This is a genomic window from Vibrio nigripulchritudo, from assembly GCF_027924785.1.
In the GTDB taxonomy this organism is placed as follows: Bacteria; Pseudomonadota; Gammaproteobacteria; order Enterobacterales; family Vibrionaceae; genus Vibrio; species Vibrio nigripulchritudo.
In genome coordinates, this window is sequence record NZ_AP027049.1 from 1,829,578 (window position 1) to 1,845,949 (window position 16,372).

The 16,372-nt window shown below is 47.9% G+C and carries 16 protein-coding genes; 1 reads left to right on the forward strand and 15 read right to left on the reverse strand.

Annotated elements, in window-relative coordinates; genetic code table 11:
• Positions 1-38: 38 nt before the first annotated feature.
• The 8 genes from QMG91_RS08325 to QMG91_RS08360 all read right to left on the reverse strand — a co-directional run bounded on the left by QMG91_RS08325 (position 39) and on the right by QMG91_RS08360 (position 8,663).
• Complete coding sequence (locus tag QMG91_RS08325) at positions 39-1,364, reverse strand: TRAP transporter large permease (protein ID WP_022592609.1); 1,326 nt, start codon at positions 1,362-1,364, stop codon at positions 39-41.
• On the reverse strand, positions 1,357-1,884 hold the full coding sequence (locus QMG91_RS08330; RefSeq protein ID WP_281830249.1) for a TRAP transporter small permease subunit: 528 nt from the start codon (positions 1,882-1,884) through the stop codon (positions 1,357-1,359). Before QMG91_RS08330 ends, QMG91_RS08325 begins: the two co-directional genes overlap by 8 nt.
• A 69-nt stretch (positions 1,885-1,953) precedes the next feature.
• Entirely contained in the window at positions 1,954-2,976 is a 1,023-nt protein-coding gene (locus QMG91_RS08335; RefSeq protein WP_022592608.1) for a TRAP transporter substrate-binding protein, read from the reverse strand.
• A gap of 99 nt (positions 2,977-3,075) precedes the next feature.
• Entirely contained in the window at positions 3,076-4,305 is a 1,230-nt protein-coding gene (locus QMG91_RS08340) for a CaiB/BaiF CoA transferase family protein (RefSeq protein ID WP_281830252.1), read from the reverse strand.
• Positions 4,306-5,088: an enoyl-CoA hydratase/isomerase family protein gene (locus QMG91_RS08345; protein ID WP_022550750.1), complete on the reverse strand. Its 783-nt coding sequence runs from the start codon at positions 5,086-5,088 to the stop codon at positions 4,306-4,308.
• Positions 5,089-5,120: 32 nt separating this feature from the next.
• On the reverse strand, positions 5,121-6,164 hold the full coding sequence (locus QMG91_RS08350) for an ABC transporter permease (protein WP_022550749.1): 1,044 nt from the start codon (positions 6,162-6,164) through the stop codon (positions 5,121-5,123).
• Positions 6,165-6,188: 24 nt separating this feature from the next.
• Positions 6,189-7,694 (reverse strand): sugar ABC transporter ATP-binding protein, encoded by a 1,506-nt coding sequence (locus tag QMG91_RS08355; protein WP_281830254.1) that lies wholly within the window; start codon positions 7,692-7,694, stop codon positions 6,189-6,191.
• Between the two features lie 9 nt (positions 7,695-7,703).
• The gene (locus QMG91_RS08360) at positions 7,704-8,663 is read right to left on the reverse strand and encodes an arabinose ABC transporter substrate-binding protein (RefSeq protein ID WP_281830256.1); all 960 of its coding nucleotides are present in this window, start codon (positions 8,661-8,663) and stop codon (positions 7,704-7,706) included.
• Between the two features lie 96 nt (positions 8,664-8,759).
• On the opposite strand from QMG91_RS08360, the gene QMG91_RS08365 reads away from it, so the two are divergent.
• On the forward strand, positions 8,760-9,536 hold the full coding sequence (locus QMG91_RS08365) for an SDR family oxidoreductase (RefSeq protein ID WP_281830258.1): 777 nt from the start codon (positions 8,760-8,762) through the stop codon (positions 9,534-9,536).
• 70 nt (positions 9,537-9,606) lie between these two features.
• Here QMG91_RS08365 and QMG91_RS08370 read toward each other — a convergent pair whose 3' ends face one another.
• The 7 genes from QMG91_RS08370 to QMG91_RS08400 all read right to left on the reverse strand — a co-directional run bounded on the left by QMG91_RS08370 (position 9,607) and on the right by QMG91_RS08400 (position 16,138).
• Positions 9,607-10,692, reverse strand: a complete 1,086-nt coding sequence (locus tag QMG91_RS08370) for a glycoside hydrolase family 88 protein (protein WP_281830260.1) — start codon at positions 10,690-10,692, stop codon at positions 9,607-9,609.
• 26 nt (positions 10,693-10,718) lie between these two features.
• The gene (locus QMG91_RS08375) at positions 10,719-11,513 is read right to left on the reverse strand and encodes a FadR/GntR family transcriptional regulator (RefSeq protein WP_045964184.1); all 795 of its coding nucleotides are present in this window, start codon (positions 11,511-11,513) and stop codon (positions 10,719-10,721) included.
• A 298-nt stretch (positions 11,514-11,811) separates the two neighbouring features.
• A complete protein-coding gene (gene dgoD / locus QMG91_RS08380) occupies positions 11,812-12,969 on the reverse strand; it encodes a galactonate dehydratase (RefSeq protein ID WP_281830263.1) in 1,158 nt (385 codons plus the stop codon).
• 43 nt (positions 12,970-13,012) lie between these two features.
• On the reverse strand, positions 13,013-13,669 hold the full coding sequence (locus QMG91_RS08385; RefSeq protein WP_281830265.1) for a 2-dehydro-3-deoxy-6-phosphogalactonate aldolase: 657 nt from the start codon (positions 13,667-13,669) through the stop codon (positions 13,013-13,015).
• On the reverse strand, positions 13,659-14,558 hold the full coding sequence (locus tag QMG91_RS08390) for a 2-dehydro-3-deoxygalactonokinase (RefSeq protein WP_281830267.1): 900 nt from the start codon (positions 14,556-14,558) through the stop codon (positions 13,659-13,661). The genes QMG91_RS08385 and QMG91_RS08390 overlap by 11 nt, the downstream gene beginning before the upstream one ends.
• Positions 14,559-14,649: 91 nt before the next feature.
• A complete protein-coding gene (locus tag QMG91_RS08395; protein WP_045964177.1) occupies positions 14,650-15,366 on the reverse strand; it encodes a FadR/GntR family transcriptional regulator in 717 nt (238 codons plus the stop codon).
• 244 nt (positions 15,367-15,610) lie between these two features.
• Positions 15,611-16,138 carry a DUF2726 domain-containing protein gene (locus QMG91_RS08400; protein ID WP_281830270.1) on the reverse strand — a complete coding sequence of 176 codons (528 nt, stop codon included), beginning with the start codon at positions 16,136-16,138 and terminating at the stop codon, positions 15,611-15,613.
• Positions 16,139-16,372 lie beyond the last annotated feature (234 nt).

Below are 16,372 nucleotides of genomic sequence, written 5' to 3' on the forward strand. Positions count from 1 at the left end.
GAGATTACCTCTCTGTTGATTAGAAATGGTAGAAAAACTCATGACCGCCACCAAAGTGCTAATTCGGGGAATACGATCAATAAAACCAGAGCGACAATTTGCAGCGCGATAAAAGGAACCACGGCTTTGAAAATCATCCCTAGTGATATTTCAGGAGGTGCGACCGACTTAAGATAAAAGGCGGCAGGACCAAAAGGAGGCGTAAGAAAAGAAAGCTGCATGTTGAGTGAAAACACCACCCCAAACCAGATTGGGTCGTATCCGATTTGATTGATGATCGGCACAAAAATAGGGAGGGTCAGTAAGGCGATGCCTACCCAGTCCAGAAACATGCCCAGAATGAACAAGATACCCATCATCAAGAACAGGATGTAAATCGGCTCGCCATCACCAAATGAAAGGATTAGCGATTCAATAAACCGAATCCCACCCATCAGGTTGTAAACCCCAACCAGAATGGACGCTCCGATACCAATCCAGATGATCATTCCAACGGTTTCGAGCGTTCGTATCGTACTTTCTTTAATGAGTTTGAATGTGAGCTCTTTACGCACCCAGGTAGAAATCAGGATCCCGATAACACCCAAACCAGAGGCTTCGGTTACTGATGCGATACCAGAGTAGATAGAACCCAAGACCATAAAGGCGACGAGAACCGGAAGAATCACGCCTTTGAAAGCGACCAGTTTCTCTCTTAATGGCGCCTCGAGCTCCTGATCAGAGGCGATAGGTGCAACCGAAGGATTGCTGTAAGCGCGCACCAGAACATATGCCACATACATGGATGCCAGCATGAATCCAGGTACAAATGAAGACGTAAAGAGATCACTGATCGAAACGTTGGCAATCAATCCATAAATAATCAGTACAATGGATGGCGGCACCATGGAGCCTAATGCACCACCAGCAACGACGGTTCCTATCGCCAAGTTTGGATCGTATTTTTGCTTTAGCATTTGCGGCAGTGCGAGCAAGCCGAGCAATACGATTTCACCCCCAATAATGCCAGACATGGCAGCCAGCAACACGGCAACCAGTAGTGTCTGGATGGCGACACCACCTCGCAGGCGACCTGAAACCAACCTCATGGCGTTAAACAGATCGGTTGCGATAGACGACCGATCAAGTATCGCCGCCATCAAGACAAACATGGGCACGGCAATAAAGACGTAGGAGGATATAAAGGCGTAGATCCGGCTGGCGAGCAGTGGTGTGGCTTTTGGTCCAATCCAGAACAGCAGAAAGAACATGGCGACAAAACTGGTCACGAAACTCAATGGCATGCCAAGAAGCAACAGCACGAGCAACATGCCAAGCAATAACAGGCTGCCCCATTCAATACCGATGGCAGAGAGTTCAAACATGCGACCCCCGAGTCAGTTTGTTGATTAATCGGAAAACAAATTGAATGAACATCAGGCAAAGAATGAGAAAGAGGGTGATTTTAATGAAAGCAGGAAAAGCGGGGTCCCACGCACTGCCCGTTGTTTCAAATCTAATGTCGCCATTGGGAGCAAACACAGCACGAAGAAGCACTTGCCAGGCTGCCCAGGCTAACATCCCGGTAGAAACGCAGCACATCGCATAAATAATAACATCAAGCCAGCGTCGGACTTTGGGAGAAACGGCGTCATAGATGATGACGACACGAATGTGCTTATCTTTTGCGACGCAGTGACTGCCTCCGTACACAAACAACAACGCGCCGATCATCACCGTGGTTTCGTGCACCCAGAAAGTGGGGCTGTCGAACACATACCGCTGAATGACTTCGTAAAATATAACGAGAGCACTAACCAGAAATAGAAAACTGATGGTGTGACCGACTTTTACAACCAGCCTGTCCAGGCAGTTCAAAGGTTCTTGCTGTTCACTTAAATCCATAAAACCTTCCTTGGCTTAAGAGGCTGTGCAAAACAGCACAGCCGTGGTGTTGGACGGTTAACGGTTCAGCTAAAGCATGCCGTTGTCTGCCAAAAACTTGGTTATCGCTTGATAGACTTTTTGAGCATTAGGCGACTTTTTGGCGTACTTCTCCCACTCATTTTTGGCAATGGATCTGAACTTATTACGCTCCGTTGCCGACCAGTCGTGAATCGTGATTTTTCCACCAGCTAGTACTTCTGCCACCGCTTTCTGATCCGCCATTTTCAAGCGAGAAACCATCTGGCGGGCAAAATCGCGAACCGAAACATCAAGAATGGTTTGCAGATCGGCAGGCATGCTGTCCCAGGTTTCTTTGTTGATTGAAACCTCTAAGACTGGAAGAGAGTGGAAGCCTGGGTAAACGGGGTGAGGGGCGATGTCGTGCATGCCTTGCTGGTGGTTGGTTGAAAACACCGTGTAGTCTGCTGCATCAATAACGCCTTTATCCAGAGCGGTAAACACTTCCGAACCGGGTAAATTCACAGGGATTGCACCAGCTGCGGTGAAGATCGTCTGCACTAAACCTTCTGGCGCGCGTAACTTCAAGCCCTTGAGATCTGCTACTGAATCAAGTGGTTTCTTTGAAACGAAAGCTTCAAGACCTGTAGCGGAAGCACCAATAAAGTGAAGCCCGTAAGGCGCTAGCAGTTCCTGATAAAGTTCTTTGCCGCCGCCGTGTTCAATGAAGAGCAACATCTCGCTTGGGTCTGACCAGGCACCCACAGGGTTACCCAAAAGCCCGAACGCTGGATCTTTTCCTGAAAAATAACCCGTAGCCGTAATATGACCATCAAGGATGCCAGCGCTGATTGCGTCGATGGTTTCGGTATGCTTCACCACAGAACCCACGGATAACACTTCAATCATCACTCGGTTATTGGTCATCTGAGCAACGCGTTCTGCCCATTCTTTTTTAAGCAGGAAGTTAGGGTTCCCAGAATTATCACTGGATTGGAACTTGAGTTTGTACGTCTCTTTGGCTGCATGTGCAGTGGTGCCTACCACACAAAGCAGAAGCACGAGTAAGAATTGCTGTATCTGTCGTTTCATTGGTCTATCTCCATGTATAGTCAATGCTCCTTCCTTCTGGAGCCGTAAAACCTAGCTCGACGTTGTTGTTTTATCTCTCACTTGTATTTTTTGTATGGGTTATTTATTTGCGTGAATAACCTGCTGTTCTAAAAGTGTTTGTGTTTCTTCTTTGCTAAAACCAAATTCGGCGAGTATCTCAACAGAATGTTCTCCATACAGAGGGGCATGAGTGAGACCGCTATGCGACTTCTCCCCAAATCTGATTGCTGGTGAAACCGCTTTGTATTTCCCACCGATGGGGTGCTCGATTGTGGTGATATGAGGTGCCGCTTGCGGGTGAGACAAAAACTCCTGATAGGAATTCACCACGTTGCACCAGACGCCCAGAGGAGTCAGCAGTTCATCCCAATCCTGTGCTGAACGTGTTTTGAGTGTGTCGGCGACAAGGAAATAGATTTGGTCGCGCCACTCACACATATCGTCAATATCACTTTGCGATGGGCGTTGAGATTTCAGAGTTTCTAATTCAGGTTTTTCCAGTGCCTGCGCGAGCACCGACAAGTCTGCCTGCGCAATGGCAAAGTACCCAGACTGACATTGGTAGATCCCATAGGGTGGTTCCTGATATATCGACACGTGAGGCGCTTTGCTTCGTTTGGGAGGTGAGTCAGAGGCAAACCATGTGGCGATCTCCTGACATTGCATTTCCATAATGGCACCCATCATGGTGACAGACACTTCTTCGCCAACCTGAGTTCGGCTTCTGGCAATCAGAGCAGCTAGCACTCCTTCACACAGCATGTGAGAAGCCGTGACATCCACCATGTAAAGGGGTGAGGGCATGGGTAATCCGTCTTCCCGGCCACCGTGCATGGTTAAACCGGTAAACGCCTGCAACAATAAATCCTGACCTGGGCGATCTTTCATTGGGCCGTCACTGCCATAACCACTGATTGAACCGACCACCAGAGACGGATTGATCGCCGAAAGCGATTCGAAGTCGATACCCAGCTTTTTTGCGACTCTCGGGCGAAAGTTCTGAACCAGCACGTCTGCCTGTTTCACCAAACGGTACAACGCGTTTCTGCCTTCTTCCGATTTAAGATCCATCACCAGCGAGCGTTTGTTTTGGTTCAAAGTGACATAGCATGTGGCGTCACCGAACTTGGTGACATCGGCCATTGGGGCGTGGCGGGAAAAATCTCCGCCGCCCGGTGCTTCAATCTTAATAATATCTGCGCCCATTTCTCCTAAGCGCTGAGTGCATAGGGGACCAGCCATCGCAATCGTCAGATCCAGTACTTTTATTCCCTGTAATGGACCTTTATTTGAATTGGAGATTTCCATTTATCGCCCCTTAAACACCGGTTCTCTTTTCTCGCCAAATGCTGCAATCCCTTCTGCGGCATCGTCCGTCATCATGCACAGCGTATAGCCGTCGTTTTCCCAGGATAAACCTTGCTCAATCGAGGTTCCCTGACTCTGGCGAATTACATTTTTAGCCGACTGAACCGCAATCGGCGGGTTTTGCGCGATGCGTTTTGCAAGGCGTTTTGCTTCCGACATCAGGTCATCTTCCGAAACGATTTTCTGAACAAAACCTACCCGGTGAGATTCTTCTGCACTCATTAGCTCGCCCGTAAGGATCCACATGGCTGCGTTTCCAAACCCAACCAGACGAGGGAGAATAGAAGTGTTGCCACTCCCTGCGTGCCAGCCTCTCTGTATTTCAGGAGCACCAAATCGGGAACGTGGTGTCGCGATTCGAATGTCACAGCAAATTGCAACTTCCAGTCCACCTCCTAAGCAATAGCCATCAATGGCTGCAATCGCAGGCTTGCGCAAATGGAGAAGTGGGGCGATGTAATCACGGTCGTAATTGGCGCGGTTTCGTCCTTCCCACGCAGTGCCAAGATCATCAAGCATGTTGACGTCACTGCCAGCAGAAAAAGCGCGTTCACCCTGACCCGCAATCACCAACACCTTGATATCGTCATCCGTGTCGACCTGCTTGGCATACTGGACGATTTCTGTCCCCATCGCGGCGGTAATTGCATTGAGCTTGTCAGGGCGATTGAGCGTGAGCGTCGCGATGCCATCTTCGACGTTGAATAAAATATGGTCCGACATAATTCCTCTCTATAGTTCGTAAATTGGTGGCGTTATTTAGATTGTTGTTTTTCAGAGCGGGCGAGACGCCACTGACCAATAGCAACAGCAAGAACCAGCAATAAGCCTTTAGCCACGAGTTGATAAAACGTTGGAATACCGAGTAAATTCATGCCATTTGATAACGTGGCAAGAAGTAATACCGCGAGCATGGTGCCAAAGACGGTCCCTTTACCGCCGGCGAGTAATGCGCCGCCCAGAAACACGGCCGTGATCGCTTCCAATTCCAGCCCCTGTGTTCCGGATGCGGGTTGGCCGGAACTTGTTCTGGCCGTCACTATGACGCCTGCTAATCCGGAAAGCGCGCCTGAAATGGCGTAAATGTAGAAGCGCATGCGAGTCAGGTTGATACCCGCCAGCCTTGCGGCGGCGGGGTTGCCCCCCATGGAGTAAATGGAGCGACCAAATACCGTGTAGCGCATGATGAAATGCCCCATAAGCGCCACAATCACCAGAATGATAAAAGCGACGGGAATGCCGGGGAAATCGCCGAATGCCATCACTCTTCCTGAACCTAAATAGGCAAGCCCCTGATCCAAAACACCTACAGGTCGGCCACCGGGTGCAATTAAGAAAGCAATTCCCCGAAAAGCCGAGAACGTTGCCAGAGTTGCTACAACAGGGTTCACTTTGAGATGAGAGATAATGGCAGCATTGACCAGCCCGAGTACCAAGCCAATCGCAATGCCTCCTGCGACACCCCCAGCTACGGTTCCCATTTGGGTCACAATAATGGCGCAGATAACCGACGCACAACCCGCGATAGAACCCACGGATATATCAAGCCCTTGGGACACAATCACCAGTGTCATTCCGACAGCAATAAGCCCGACAACCGCCATGTTCTGACCAATGTTGAGCAGGTTACGGGGTGAAAAAAAGTATTCGGTTTGGGTGGTGATTAAAGCCACCATGATGATAAGAGCAATAATCAGCGACAGATTTTCTACGCCAACCAGATCGGTCATTCTTTTTAGCAAAGAAGGTTTCGGGTTGGGCGCTTTTACTGAAACCGAGGCTGCTTCATTTGTGGGCATGTGACTCTTCCTTGAACACAATGTTTAATGAACGGCTTTACCGCTAATGGCAAAGTTAACGATGGACTCTTCGGTGGCTTCCTGACTGGGAATAGGGGCAGAGATTTCACCTTCATGCATCACGATGATGCGATCCGACATAGACAGCAGTTCGGGCATTTCAGATGAAATCATCATGATGGCCATCCCTTGTTGTGCCAGTCGATCTATCAGACGGTAAATTTCGGCTTTAGCACCCACATCCACCGCCCGAGTGGGCTCATCAAGAATGAGCACTTTCGGGTTCGCGGCAAGCCAGCGAGCAAGTACCACTTTTTGCTGATTTCCTCCAGATAGCTTCCCAACTTCCTGATCTAAACTCGGTGTTTTGATTTCTAACTGATTAATGAAGGGGGTGATGGTGTCGCCCATTTTGGCGTAGCGTAAAATGCCAAAGCGAGCTAGAGCGGAGTACACAGCCATAGAGGCGTTTTCCAAAACGGAGCGAACTAAGATCAGCCCCTCCGCTTTACGGTTTTCTGGTGCAAATCCAATGTTGGCTTTAATGGCATCAGCAGGGGATGAGATTTTCTGTTCTTTCCCTGCGACAAAGACCTGCCCAGAGTTTTTTGGAAATTCTCCAAACAGCACTTTTGCCAGTTCTGTTCTTCCAGCACCGACCAGCCCGGCAAACCCTAAGATTTCGCCTGCCTTGATTTGAAAACTGATGTCTTTATGCCAGTGGCTCGACAAGTTTTTCACTTCAAAAACGACGTCTTGCTGGCTGGCATTTTCCCGTTGAAAACTGTGTACCAGTTCGCGTCCAACCATCATGCTGACGATCTGATCTTGATTGGTCTCAGAAGCGTTAACATCTCCTGTGACTAAACCGTCTTTTAACACCACAATGCGGTCCGCGATTTCCATAATTTCGTGCAAACGGTGAGAGACGTAAATAACCCCAAGCCCTTCAGCTTGTAATGTCCGAATCAGGCGGAACAGCTTGGTGCATTCTTCGGTGGTTAAAGACGAAGTGGGTTCGTCAAAAGCCACCACTTTCGCACCGTGTTTAACCGCTCTCAGGATCTCAACAATGTGCATCTGAGCAGGGGAAAGTTTGTGCCCTAAGGTATGAACATCGAGCATGCCAGTGAAGCCGTATTTCTCCAGCAGTTGCTCAGTGCTTTGCACTATTTCAGAGTGATCCACTCTGCCATCCTGAGTCTGGGGATATTCACCAATAAACACGTTTTCAGCGGCAGAAATGTAAGGCACGATTTCCGGTTCCTGACGGACAAGACGAAAGCCTGCATTTCTGGACTGAAGTGGCGTGGCTGTACTGATGTCAGATCCGTCTAAACTGACCTGACCTTTATCCAGTTGGTAATCACCGCACAATATTTTCAGGAGTGTTGATTTGCCTGCTCCGTTCTCACCGATAAAGGCGACTACTTCCCCTGAGTCGACCTTCATCGAAACGTGAGACAGGGCTTTGACGCCTGGAAAAGATTTCCAGACGTCCTGTACAGACAATACCGTTGCCGATTCCATATTGATTCCTCAATTACAGGGCATGAATGTCTGATAGTTTGAGGCATCGACTATGGTGGTGTTCGCGACCGTTTTAAGTGGTAGCGGCTGACCAGACTCAATGGATTTAATTAACGCACGGGCAGCCGCTTCACCAACATCCACTCCGCTGATGTAAAGCGCGGCTTTGAACCCGCTTGGGATATTGGCTTTCCAAGGGCGGCACGCTTCATAAGCACCAAGACCGACTGCGATGACATCTTTAGCAGGGAACCCTGCATTTTTAAGGGCATTTGTTGCACCGAGTACGCCTTCATCGTTACAGGCAAAAACAACCCACTTATTGATGTTTGGATGGGAGGTGATAACAGGTCCCGTTGCTGTCAGGCTGCTGTCTGTAGTACCGGAATAGGCAACGGGGTAGATCTTACTGGCATCGGCACCCGCGGCGATCACCTGCTCCCGAGATGCATCAGTCCGGTCATTACACACCGACACTGTTTGTACTTCGACACTCAGAACACCGTAATCGTTTTTCTCCAGCCAGCCAGATTCTCTCAAAAGCTTACCAGCTCGCTGACCCACTTTGGTTCCCATCGCTTTGCCATCGAATCCAGCGAATGGAATCGGATTTCCATCTCCATCCTTAAGGGGATCATCGGTGGCAATGACTGGGATCCCGGCTTCTTTAGCCGCGCGAGCGACTGCTGGACCCAGTGCCTGATCCGGCGCTGTAATCGCGATGGCTTTCGCGCCAGACGCAATCGCATCGGTCACCGCATTGATGGCGAGGTTAGCGTCGAGTTCCACATTAATGATTTTTGCTGAGTAACCCAGAGACTGGGCAGCGTCTTTAAATCCGTTGCCCTGATCAATGAAGTATTGCTGAGTACCACTTTTGTAGATGGCAACAATTTCTCCATTACTTGCACTTGCGCTCGCAACTGCCAGCAACGCAGACAAGGCAACGATCGAACTTCCTTTGTTCATGTTTCTTTCCTTGTGGTGGTTGGTTATTTTTTGTACTTTAGATTATTATATGTTTATCAGACAAAGTTGATGTGATCAAGCACAGGAAAAATAGAAATGCAGCGTTTAACAGGGAAAGTAGCAATCGTGACCGGAGCCGGTCGGGGGATCGGAAAAGCCATTGCACATCGGTTTTCAAGTGAAGGTGCAACAGTGGTAATCGCAGAGCGGGATGGCAGGCTGGGCAAGGAAAGTGCAGCGTCCATTCAGAACGAAACAGGGAACGCCGTAGTCTGTATTACAACGGATATTTCGGATTCTGATTCGGTATCCGCAATGGTCAAAGAGACGAGCTCATTGTTTGGAAGTGTGGACATTCTGGTAAACAACGCGGGTATTGCGGTATTCAAAGAACCACTGGATACGGCTCAGGATGACTGGGACTTATGCATGAAAGTGGATCTTGAAGGAGCCTGGTATTGCTGTAAGGCGGTATTGCCCTTCATGCTTGAGAAAAGAAATGGGGCGATCATCAATATCATTTCTAATCACGCTTTTTCCATCATTCCTAAAACGTTTCCATACCCTGTTGCCAAGCATGCTCTGCTGGGGATGACGCGCTCTTTGGCTCTGGAATACGCTGGTGAGGGCATTGCCGTTAACGCCATTTCCCCCGGGTATACCGATACTCAAATCGCACAGGATGAGTTTAATAAATCGGATAATCCAGACAAAGAACGGGCAAAGGTAGAAGCCAAGCAACCCGTTGGGAGGTTATGCAAGCCCGAAGAAGTGGCGGCAGTCGCCGCGATGCTCGCCTCTGAAGAAGCGCGGTTTATGATAGGAGAAAACCTAGTGATCGATGGTGGCGTGACGATACGAATGTACGAATAATATAGTTCGTAAAATTTGAAATAGACAACGAACACAGCTTCATCTACTGAAGCTGTGTTCGTGTATTGATCTATGCGGATTCTAAATACGCTTTTCTTTCCGCTAACGCTGTGAGCACTGGTCCTTGTCCCCAAGGAACAATTTTATTCAGAGGGACATGCCAATAGTGTTCATCCACTAAAGCAGACATCACTGCCGCAGACACACCCATCAGGTTTCCGTCGTTATCCAGATTTTTAACCATCGCCTCAAATGCTAGTTCGGCAGGGTTTTCAAAGGTTTCATGATCCAGAATACCTGCTTTCATTCCACGATAAAAAGCAGTCGCCATAAAGGCAGCAGTGGAAGATTCAGGACCTGAACGCTCTTCGTGAATCATCGCGTACCAGTTGCCATCTGGAAGCTGGAATTCCAGCATTTTACCGGCTAATTGCTGAGCCTGTTCTTTAACCGTGTTTGCACCTTCTACACTTGAGGCGTAGTGAGCGACGTCCAGTAAGCCCAGCAACGCCCATCCTTGCCCACGACCCCAGCCATCAATGTACGATTGCTTGGTGTCTTCCAGCCAGTAGTGACGATAAAGCCCAAGTTCAGGGTTAAACAGAAATTGTCGATAACCGAGTATTTCGCGAATTGCTCTTTCTCCCCAGTTGCCTGAAGGGTCGATATGAGACAGGTGAGCATAGAAAGGTGGATCGAAGTGCATGCAGTCGAGCCAGATACCAGCCCCCGGATTGAGCATTTGTTTTTGTTGCTCTTCAGATAGCGGAACGCCGCCGTATGGCTGTCTGAGCGAGCGAAGGGTGTCTTCAAAGGTGACGGGCACGCCATCGATATTGCGTCTTTCACTCAAATGGTGCGCTAAGTCGATGGTAGCCTGTTTCAGGTTTTCGTCTTTCTTTCTCTCGATGATCGAGCACATGATGTGACCTGGTGCCGTATTGTCATCCAGTTGAAACGGGGTTCGTCTGGTAGCCCAGCCGCGGAAAAATCCCCAGGTAAAGTCAGACCATCGGTTGTCGCCAAGATAATCTGACGCTGCCAGTAAACCTTCAAACCCTACAGAATCGCCATAGAACCACCCTTGAAAAGGGTGTTCTAATAATCGGTCGGCGACATTGGCAATGGTTTCATTTCCTAATACATCCTTGTTCATGTAAGTCCTTTAAGGGTATACAGACCCTAGTTGTTAACCAATTTCATTCCCTCGTGAGCATCACTGATTGCACGATTGATAAGCGCTTTCATTGCTTCCTCTGCAACGGTCGCGTCTCCTGCCATAAAGGCGTCGTATACGTCTTGATGAAGAACGTGGCTTTCTTCCATCCCTATCATTTTGTCGGTGTATCCTTTGCCTTTCATTTGCAAATCAATGAGTAAGGCGAGGGCTGCTTCAATAACAAGAAACAGGTGATTGAGCAGTTCCGACTGAACGCACGCAATTAACGCACGATGAAATTCCAGATCCGTTTCAATAAAGCGGTTTCGTCTTTCCTGCTCTGGTGCGTTATCGTCTTCAAACACCGCCACTTTTGCATTCCATGCATCGGTAACTCGCTGGCGGTCTGTATCCGTTGCGGTTTGAGTGGCAGAGAAGGTAATACCCGGTTCGAGGACGAGTCGGGTTTTAAGCAGATCGTTCAGCAGGTCGTGGGTTTCGCCAGATTTGATTCGCCATTCCATTAAGTCCGGGTCGAGCAGACGCCATTTTGAGCGGGGCTGTACGCGTGTCCCATCCGATGTCCGGCTAAAAATAAGCCCTTTGGCAGAAAGCATACGAAAGGCTTCTCGGATAACAGAGCGACTCACACCCAGCTCTTCAACTAAGGCGGCTTCTTTGGGCACGGCTTCATTCTCACTCCATTCACCGCCCACAATGCGAACACCAAGGTGTTCAACAACGGTTCCGAGAATGCCGCGGTGTTTGATTGATCCTTCAAGCAAGCTTGCGCGATTCAGTAAGCTATTTTTACTCATGTACGCTCTCCATATTTATATGTTTATCATATTAACACACAAAATAAAGCGCTGCTTACTTCATAACCAGATGGGAAATGATCGGGGAGGAGAGAGGTGTTATTGAATGCTCGTTTGTCTTTATATCAAAAATTGAACAGGAGCGATCCATTGGTGCTGATAAACAAGATTTGGGACAAGTAAAATCGCCGTTTGTCAGACGTTAAAGGAATAGTTTGGGGTGAGAAAGGTCGGTGGAAAACAAAGAAGCAGCAACACGAGGAAGCTGCTTTTTAATGTGAATTAGAATGGGAGTGGATTACCACTCTGCGAAGGAGCCGTCTTCATTTGTCCAATGTGGGTTTCGCCATTTAGGTTGTGAAAGGGCTTTTTGATGCTGCTCGCGCATAAAGTCTTCGTCTATGTCGATGCCTAACCCCGGTCCTTCAATGTTAAGGCAGTAGCCATCTTTAAAATCGAAGACATCTTTATTGTTTACGTAGTCGAGAACATCGTTTCCTTTGTTGTAGTGCATCCCGATACTTTGTTCCTGAATGATGGCATTCTGGCAGGAGGTATCAATATGAACAGACGACGCCAGCGCAATTGCGCCCAGTGGGCAGTGAGGGGCGAGTGCGACGTCGTAAGCTTCTGCCATCGAGGCGATTTTTTTCAGTTCGGTAATACCGCCACAGTGGCAAACGTCGGGCTGAATAATGTCGACGCCACCATGTTCCAACAGCTTTTTGAAATCCCATCGAGAATGTAATCGCTCGCCAGTAGCAATAGGAATGGCACCATAGCGGGCAATCTCGTGGATGCAGTCGAAATGTTCTGCCAGTACGGGTTCTTCCACGAACATAGGGTGCATTGGCTCTAGCTCTTTCATCATGACTTTCGCCATGGCTTTGTGAACCCGCCCATGGAAGTCGATTCCAATACCAAAATCCTTACCCAGTGCATCGCGAATACCCTGAACTCGATCGAGCAGCGCGTCTACCTTGCTGTAATTGTCGATGAAATTGAGCTCTTCGGTGCCATTCATTTTGATGGCATTAAACCCTAATGCTTTTCGTTCCTTTGCCATGCGGACTACATCGTTGGGTCTGTCACCTCCAATCCAGGAGTAGGTTTGGATTTTGTCGCGGCATTTGCCTCCGAGAAGTTGATAAATAGGAGAGTCTAGTGCTTTGCCTTTGATGTCCCAAAGCGCCTGATCAATACCCGAAAGGGCGCTCATCATCACTGCGCCGCCTCGGTAAAAGGTTGAACGGTGCAGGTAGTTCCAGTGCAGTTCTATGTCTCTTGGATCTTTACCAATAAGGTATTCCATTAACTCATCAACGCAGGTATGAACTGTGTGCGTTCTGCCTTCTAAACAAGGTTCTCCCCAGCCTGTAATACCTTCGTCGGTGGTGATTTTTAAAAAGCCCCATCGGGGTGCCACTATAAATGTTTCGTAACCAGTAATTTTCATATAACGCCTTCAATAAGTCTTTGAGTAAAAAGGGGATTCACCTTTAACGTTCTGTGGAATTTAAGGATGCCCAACAATCCCGAAACGCTTTGGCTCGCGTTCGCAATTCAGATGACGTAATCCCTTTCTTATACAACCCCGATCCCAAGCCAAATCCGTCGACACCAGCATCGATGTAGGACTGCAATTGATTTTTGTCTGCTTCAATCCCACCTGTTGGGCAACAAATCATGTTGGGAGGCAGAACCGATTTAATGGCTTTAATACCGGTAGGTTGAATCAGTTCAGCGGGGAAAAATTTCAGTGCGGTTGTGCCATGTTGAATGGCAGAAAAGGCTTCCGAAGGGGTTTGAACCCCAGTGAAGACAACGCAATCGTGCTCTCTGGCTGTGGAGACCACGTCGGGGTTCAGGTTAGGAGTGACGATCAGTCTGGCACCTGTTTCGATAACGGGCATCAGTTTATCCACCGTTGTTACCGTCCCTGCACCTATGATGGCTTTATCGCCAAAGCGCTGCACCAGCTTTTCAATGCTTTTTACGGCATCTGGAGAGTTCAGCGGCACTTCAATAAATCGAAAATCATACTCCAGAAGTACGCTGGCAATGTCGATGACTTCATCAGGCTCTACCCCGCGGAGTATGGCGATAAGTGGCAGGGTGTTAAACCATTCATTATTTCTAAGCTGATCAGTGTTCATTGCAGTTCTCGCTGTTGTAAATGGTTGTCATACCTTTCAAAAAGCACTGGTCGCCATCATGAATCTGGTGGCGAATATTCAGATAACTCAATGCGTTGGAATAGCGGTTGCTCAAACCTTTTGAGCCGACCAGATGGACTTCTTCCTGTTCATCGATTTTGGAGAGTTCATGACCAATGAGAAGCCCAGAAATGTATGAGTGGACATGCGTTTCTTTGATGTCTTTTGTTAAACGGAATGATCTCGCGCTGAACAAAACGTGATTTAAAGGGTGGCTGATGCCGATATCCAGACCTTTGTTAAACACGGCTTCATCGGGTTCCTGTTCTGGTAAGGCTTTGCCTAACAAGCTATGGCTGGTCAGAACGGAATAGAGTTCACCAGTCATCACAGTGGAGAAGTGCATCAGTTGATCGTTTTTCCAGATCGCATGCTTGCTGTGTGTGCCACACAAAATAGCTGTGAAATCTTGCTGGAGCTGGTCACTTAACCCCACCAACTGAACCTCTTCCCCACGCATCACATCTGGGTGACCAAAAGCATTTTGGCAAAGAACGCCAGCGACAATCTTTGCCTGGATTCCCGAAAGTAAGGTCACGGCTTTAGACCCTTGAGCAATATCAGAAATGGTCGCGGGGGCAGGGAGGTAAGGCACTTCACGCCAGCCCTGTTGAGAACCAACCATTCCAGCCATTATGACGGGCAGCGGACCATGACTCTCAGTCCAGTGGTGAATCAGCCCGTCAAATTCTTCGGGGAATTGTTGGTGTTTAACGGAAAGCAACCCTTTAGGAGCCTGAATGGTATCCAGACAGTCGCCTGATTCAGACATCAGAAATGCTCTGAAATTGGTTGTTCCCCAGTCTACGGCAATCCATTGCCCAGCCATAAAAACTCCATGTATTACTTTTAATTCAACCTTGTAATACAAGATTGATAGGTGTGAAATCGTTCCGAAAGCCAGGTGCCTGCAACTCAGGCTAGCGAATCAAATCGCTGGCTTTCAGCTCTTTAACGGTTTTACTTGTTGCGTCTAATACAATCTCGCGCATTGTTTCCCGAGCTTGTTCGGGGTTTCTCATTCGCACTGCATCCATCACTTTGTAGTGATCTTGCAAAGCAGGTTGGCTTAGCGTCATGTTTTGCTCTAGCGTTCGGGTAAACGACACCGCCATCGTTGTTGTCAGAGCATCACCAAGCGAAATCAAAAACGGGTTTTTGGTCGCTACTAAAAGTTGCTTATGAAATTCCATATCACCCAGTCTGACTTTCTCTCGGTCGCCCTCCGCCAAACCCGTTTCCATCAGGTTGTAGCCTTTTTCTATAGCGGCTAAGTTGTCTCCGGTGGCATTTAACGCCGCTAACGCTGCTGCGTTTGGTTCAACCATTAAACGCACTTCAAGCAGGTGGGGAATAAAGGTATCGGACTCTTTGAATTCAGCCACCCAGCGCAAAACGTCGTGATCCAGCCAGTTCCATTTATCTGGTGTGTTAGCAACACTTCCCACCTTGGGGGTTATGGTAATAAGCCCTTTGCTGGCTAACGTCTGTAATGCGCTTCTTACCGATGTTCTCGATACGCCCATGGCAAGTGCCAATTCGTTTTCCCCTTTAAGAAAGGAGCCCGGTTGAATGTTTTCTTTCAAAAGGTCATAAACAATCTGGTCAATCGCCAGTTTCGATTTAGATATTCTCATTTATGAATTCATTAACTCTGTTCTTGTCATACATGGTGGGTTAAAAAGTGACCAAAAACAGTGAGAGATGTCTTGTTTTATTGTTTCATATATCAATAGCAGGGCGAAAATTAATCAATGACTTCCAATTGGCATTCATTGATCTATGAGAGGTGTATGGAAAAGAGAGACCTTTAGCAACACAAGAGAATATGCGTCGCTAAAGGCGAGGGTGTAGGTAATAAAGCCTTATTTAATAAGCGTTTTAAGCAAAAGAAGCTGCTGCTTCAGGTGTGGTTTCATCAAAAAGTGAGGCAATGTTTTCTGGGTTGTAACCCGAACTCACAGGTACTCGAATAAGCTTTACTCCGGCACTTTCACAAGCGTGTTCGATTAACTGATCGCGTTTGATACGAGAAGGTTTCTGGTGAGAAGCGTCATCCAGTTCAACCGTATAAAGAATTTCCAAGGTTTTAGGGCAGCACAGCACGTAATCAAAATGCTTCGCGCTAATTTGGTTAAACGCAATTCGCCATTCTTTCTTGTTGTATAAGCCTTTCTTAGGGGCAATGACATCAGCAATCCGCACTTTACTGAACACTCTGTATTTGTCGCCAACTGCGTTATTAAGCGCATGGTAGAAAGATGTCTCTGCTTTTGTAGTTAAGTACTTTTTAGGCTGGTATTGGTATTTGCTACCCGAAGCGCTAGCACCTTTACGCTTTTTCCCAGCAGAGAGCGCCAAGAGAATAAAGAAGAAAGCCAAAATCAAGATTATTTGTAGTGTTGTCATAGTCCTAGCCAGATTTGTTATTTTGTCTGAGGATTATGAAATGCCGATCCTTCGATAAAAAGATCTGCGGGCTGGAATTGAGATTCATTTCAAAGGAAGAGTAGGGTGTTCGTTTTGGTATTGGTGTCGTGGTAGCCGGCTTATTATACGTCATTACAGTTTAATGCTCGAAATATAACAGTGAAACCGTATTTCACGTGAGGATCATCCCAGGAGGACGTGAGCTTTCAGCAT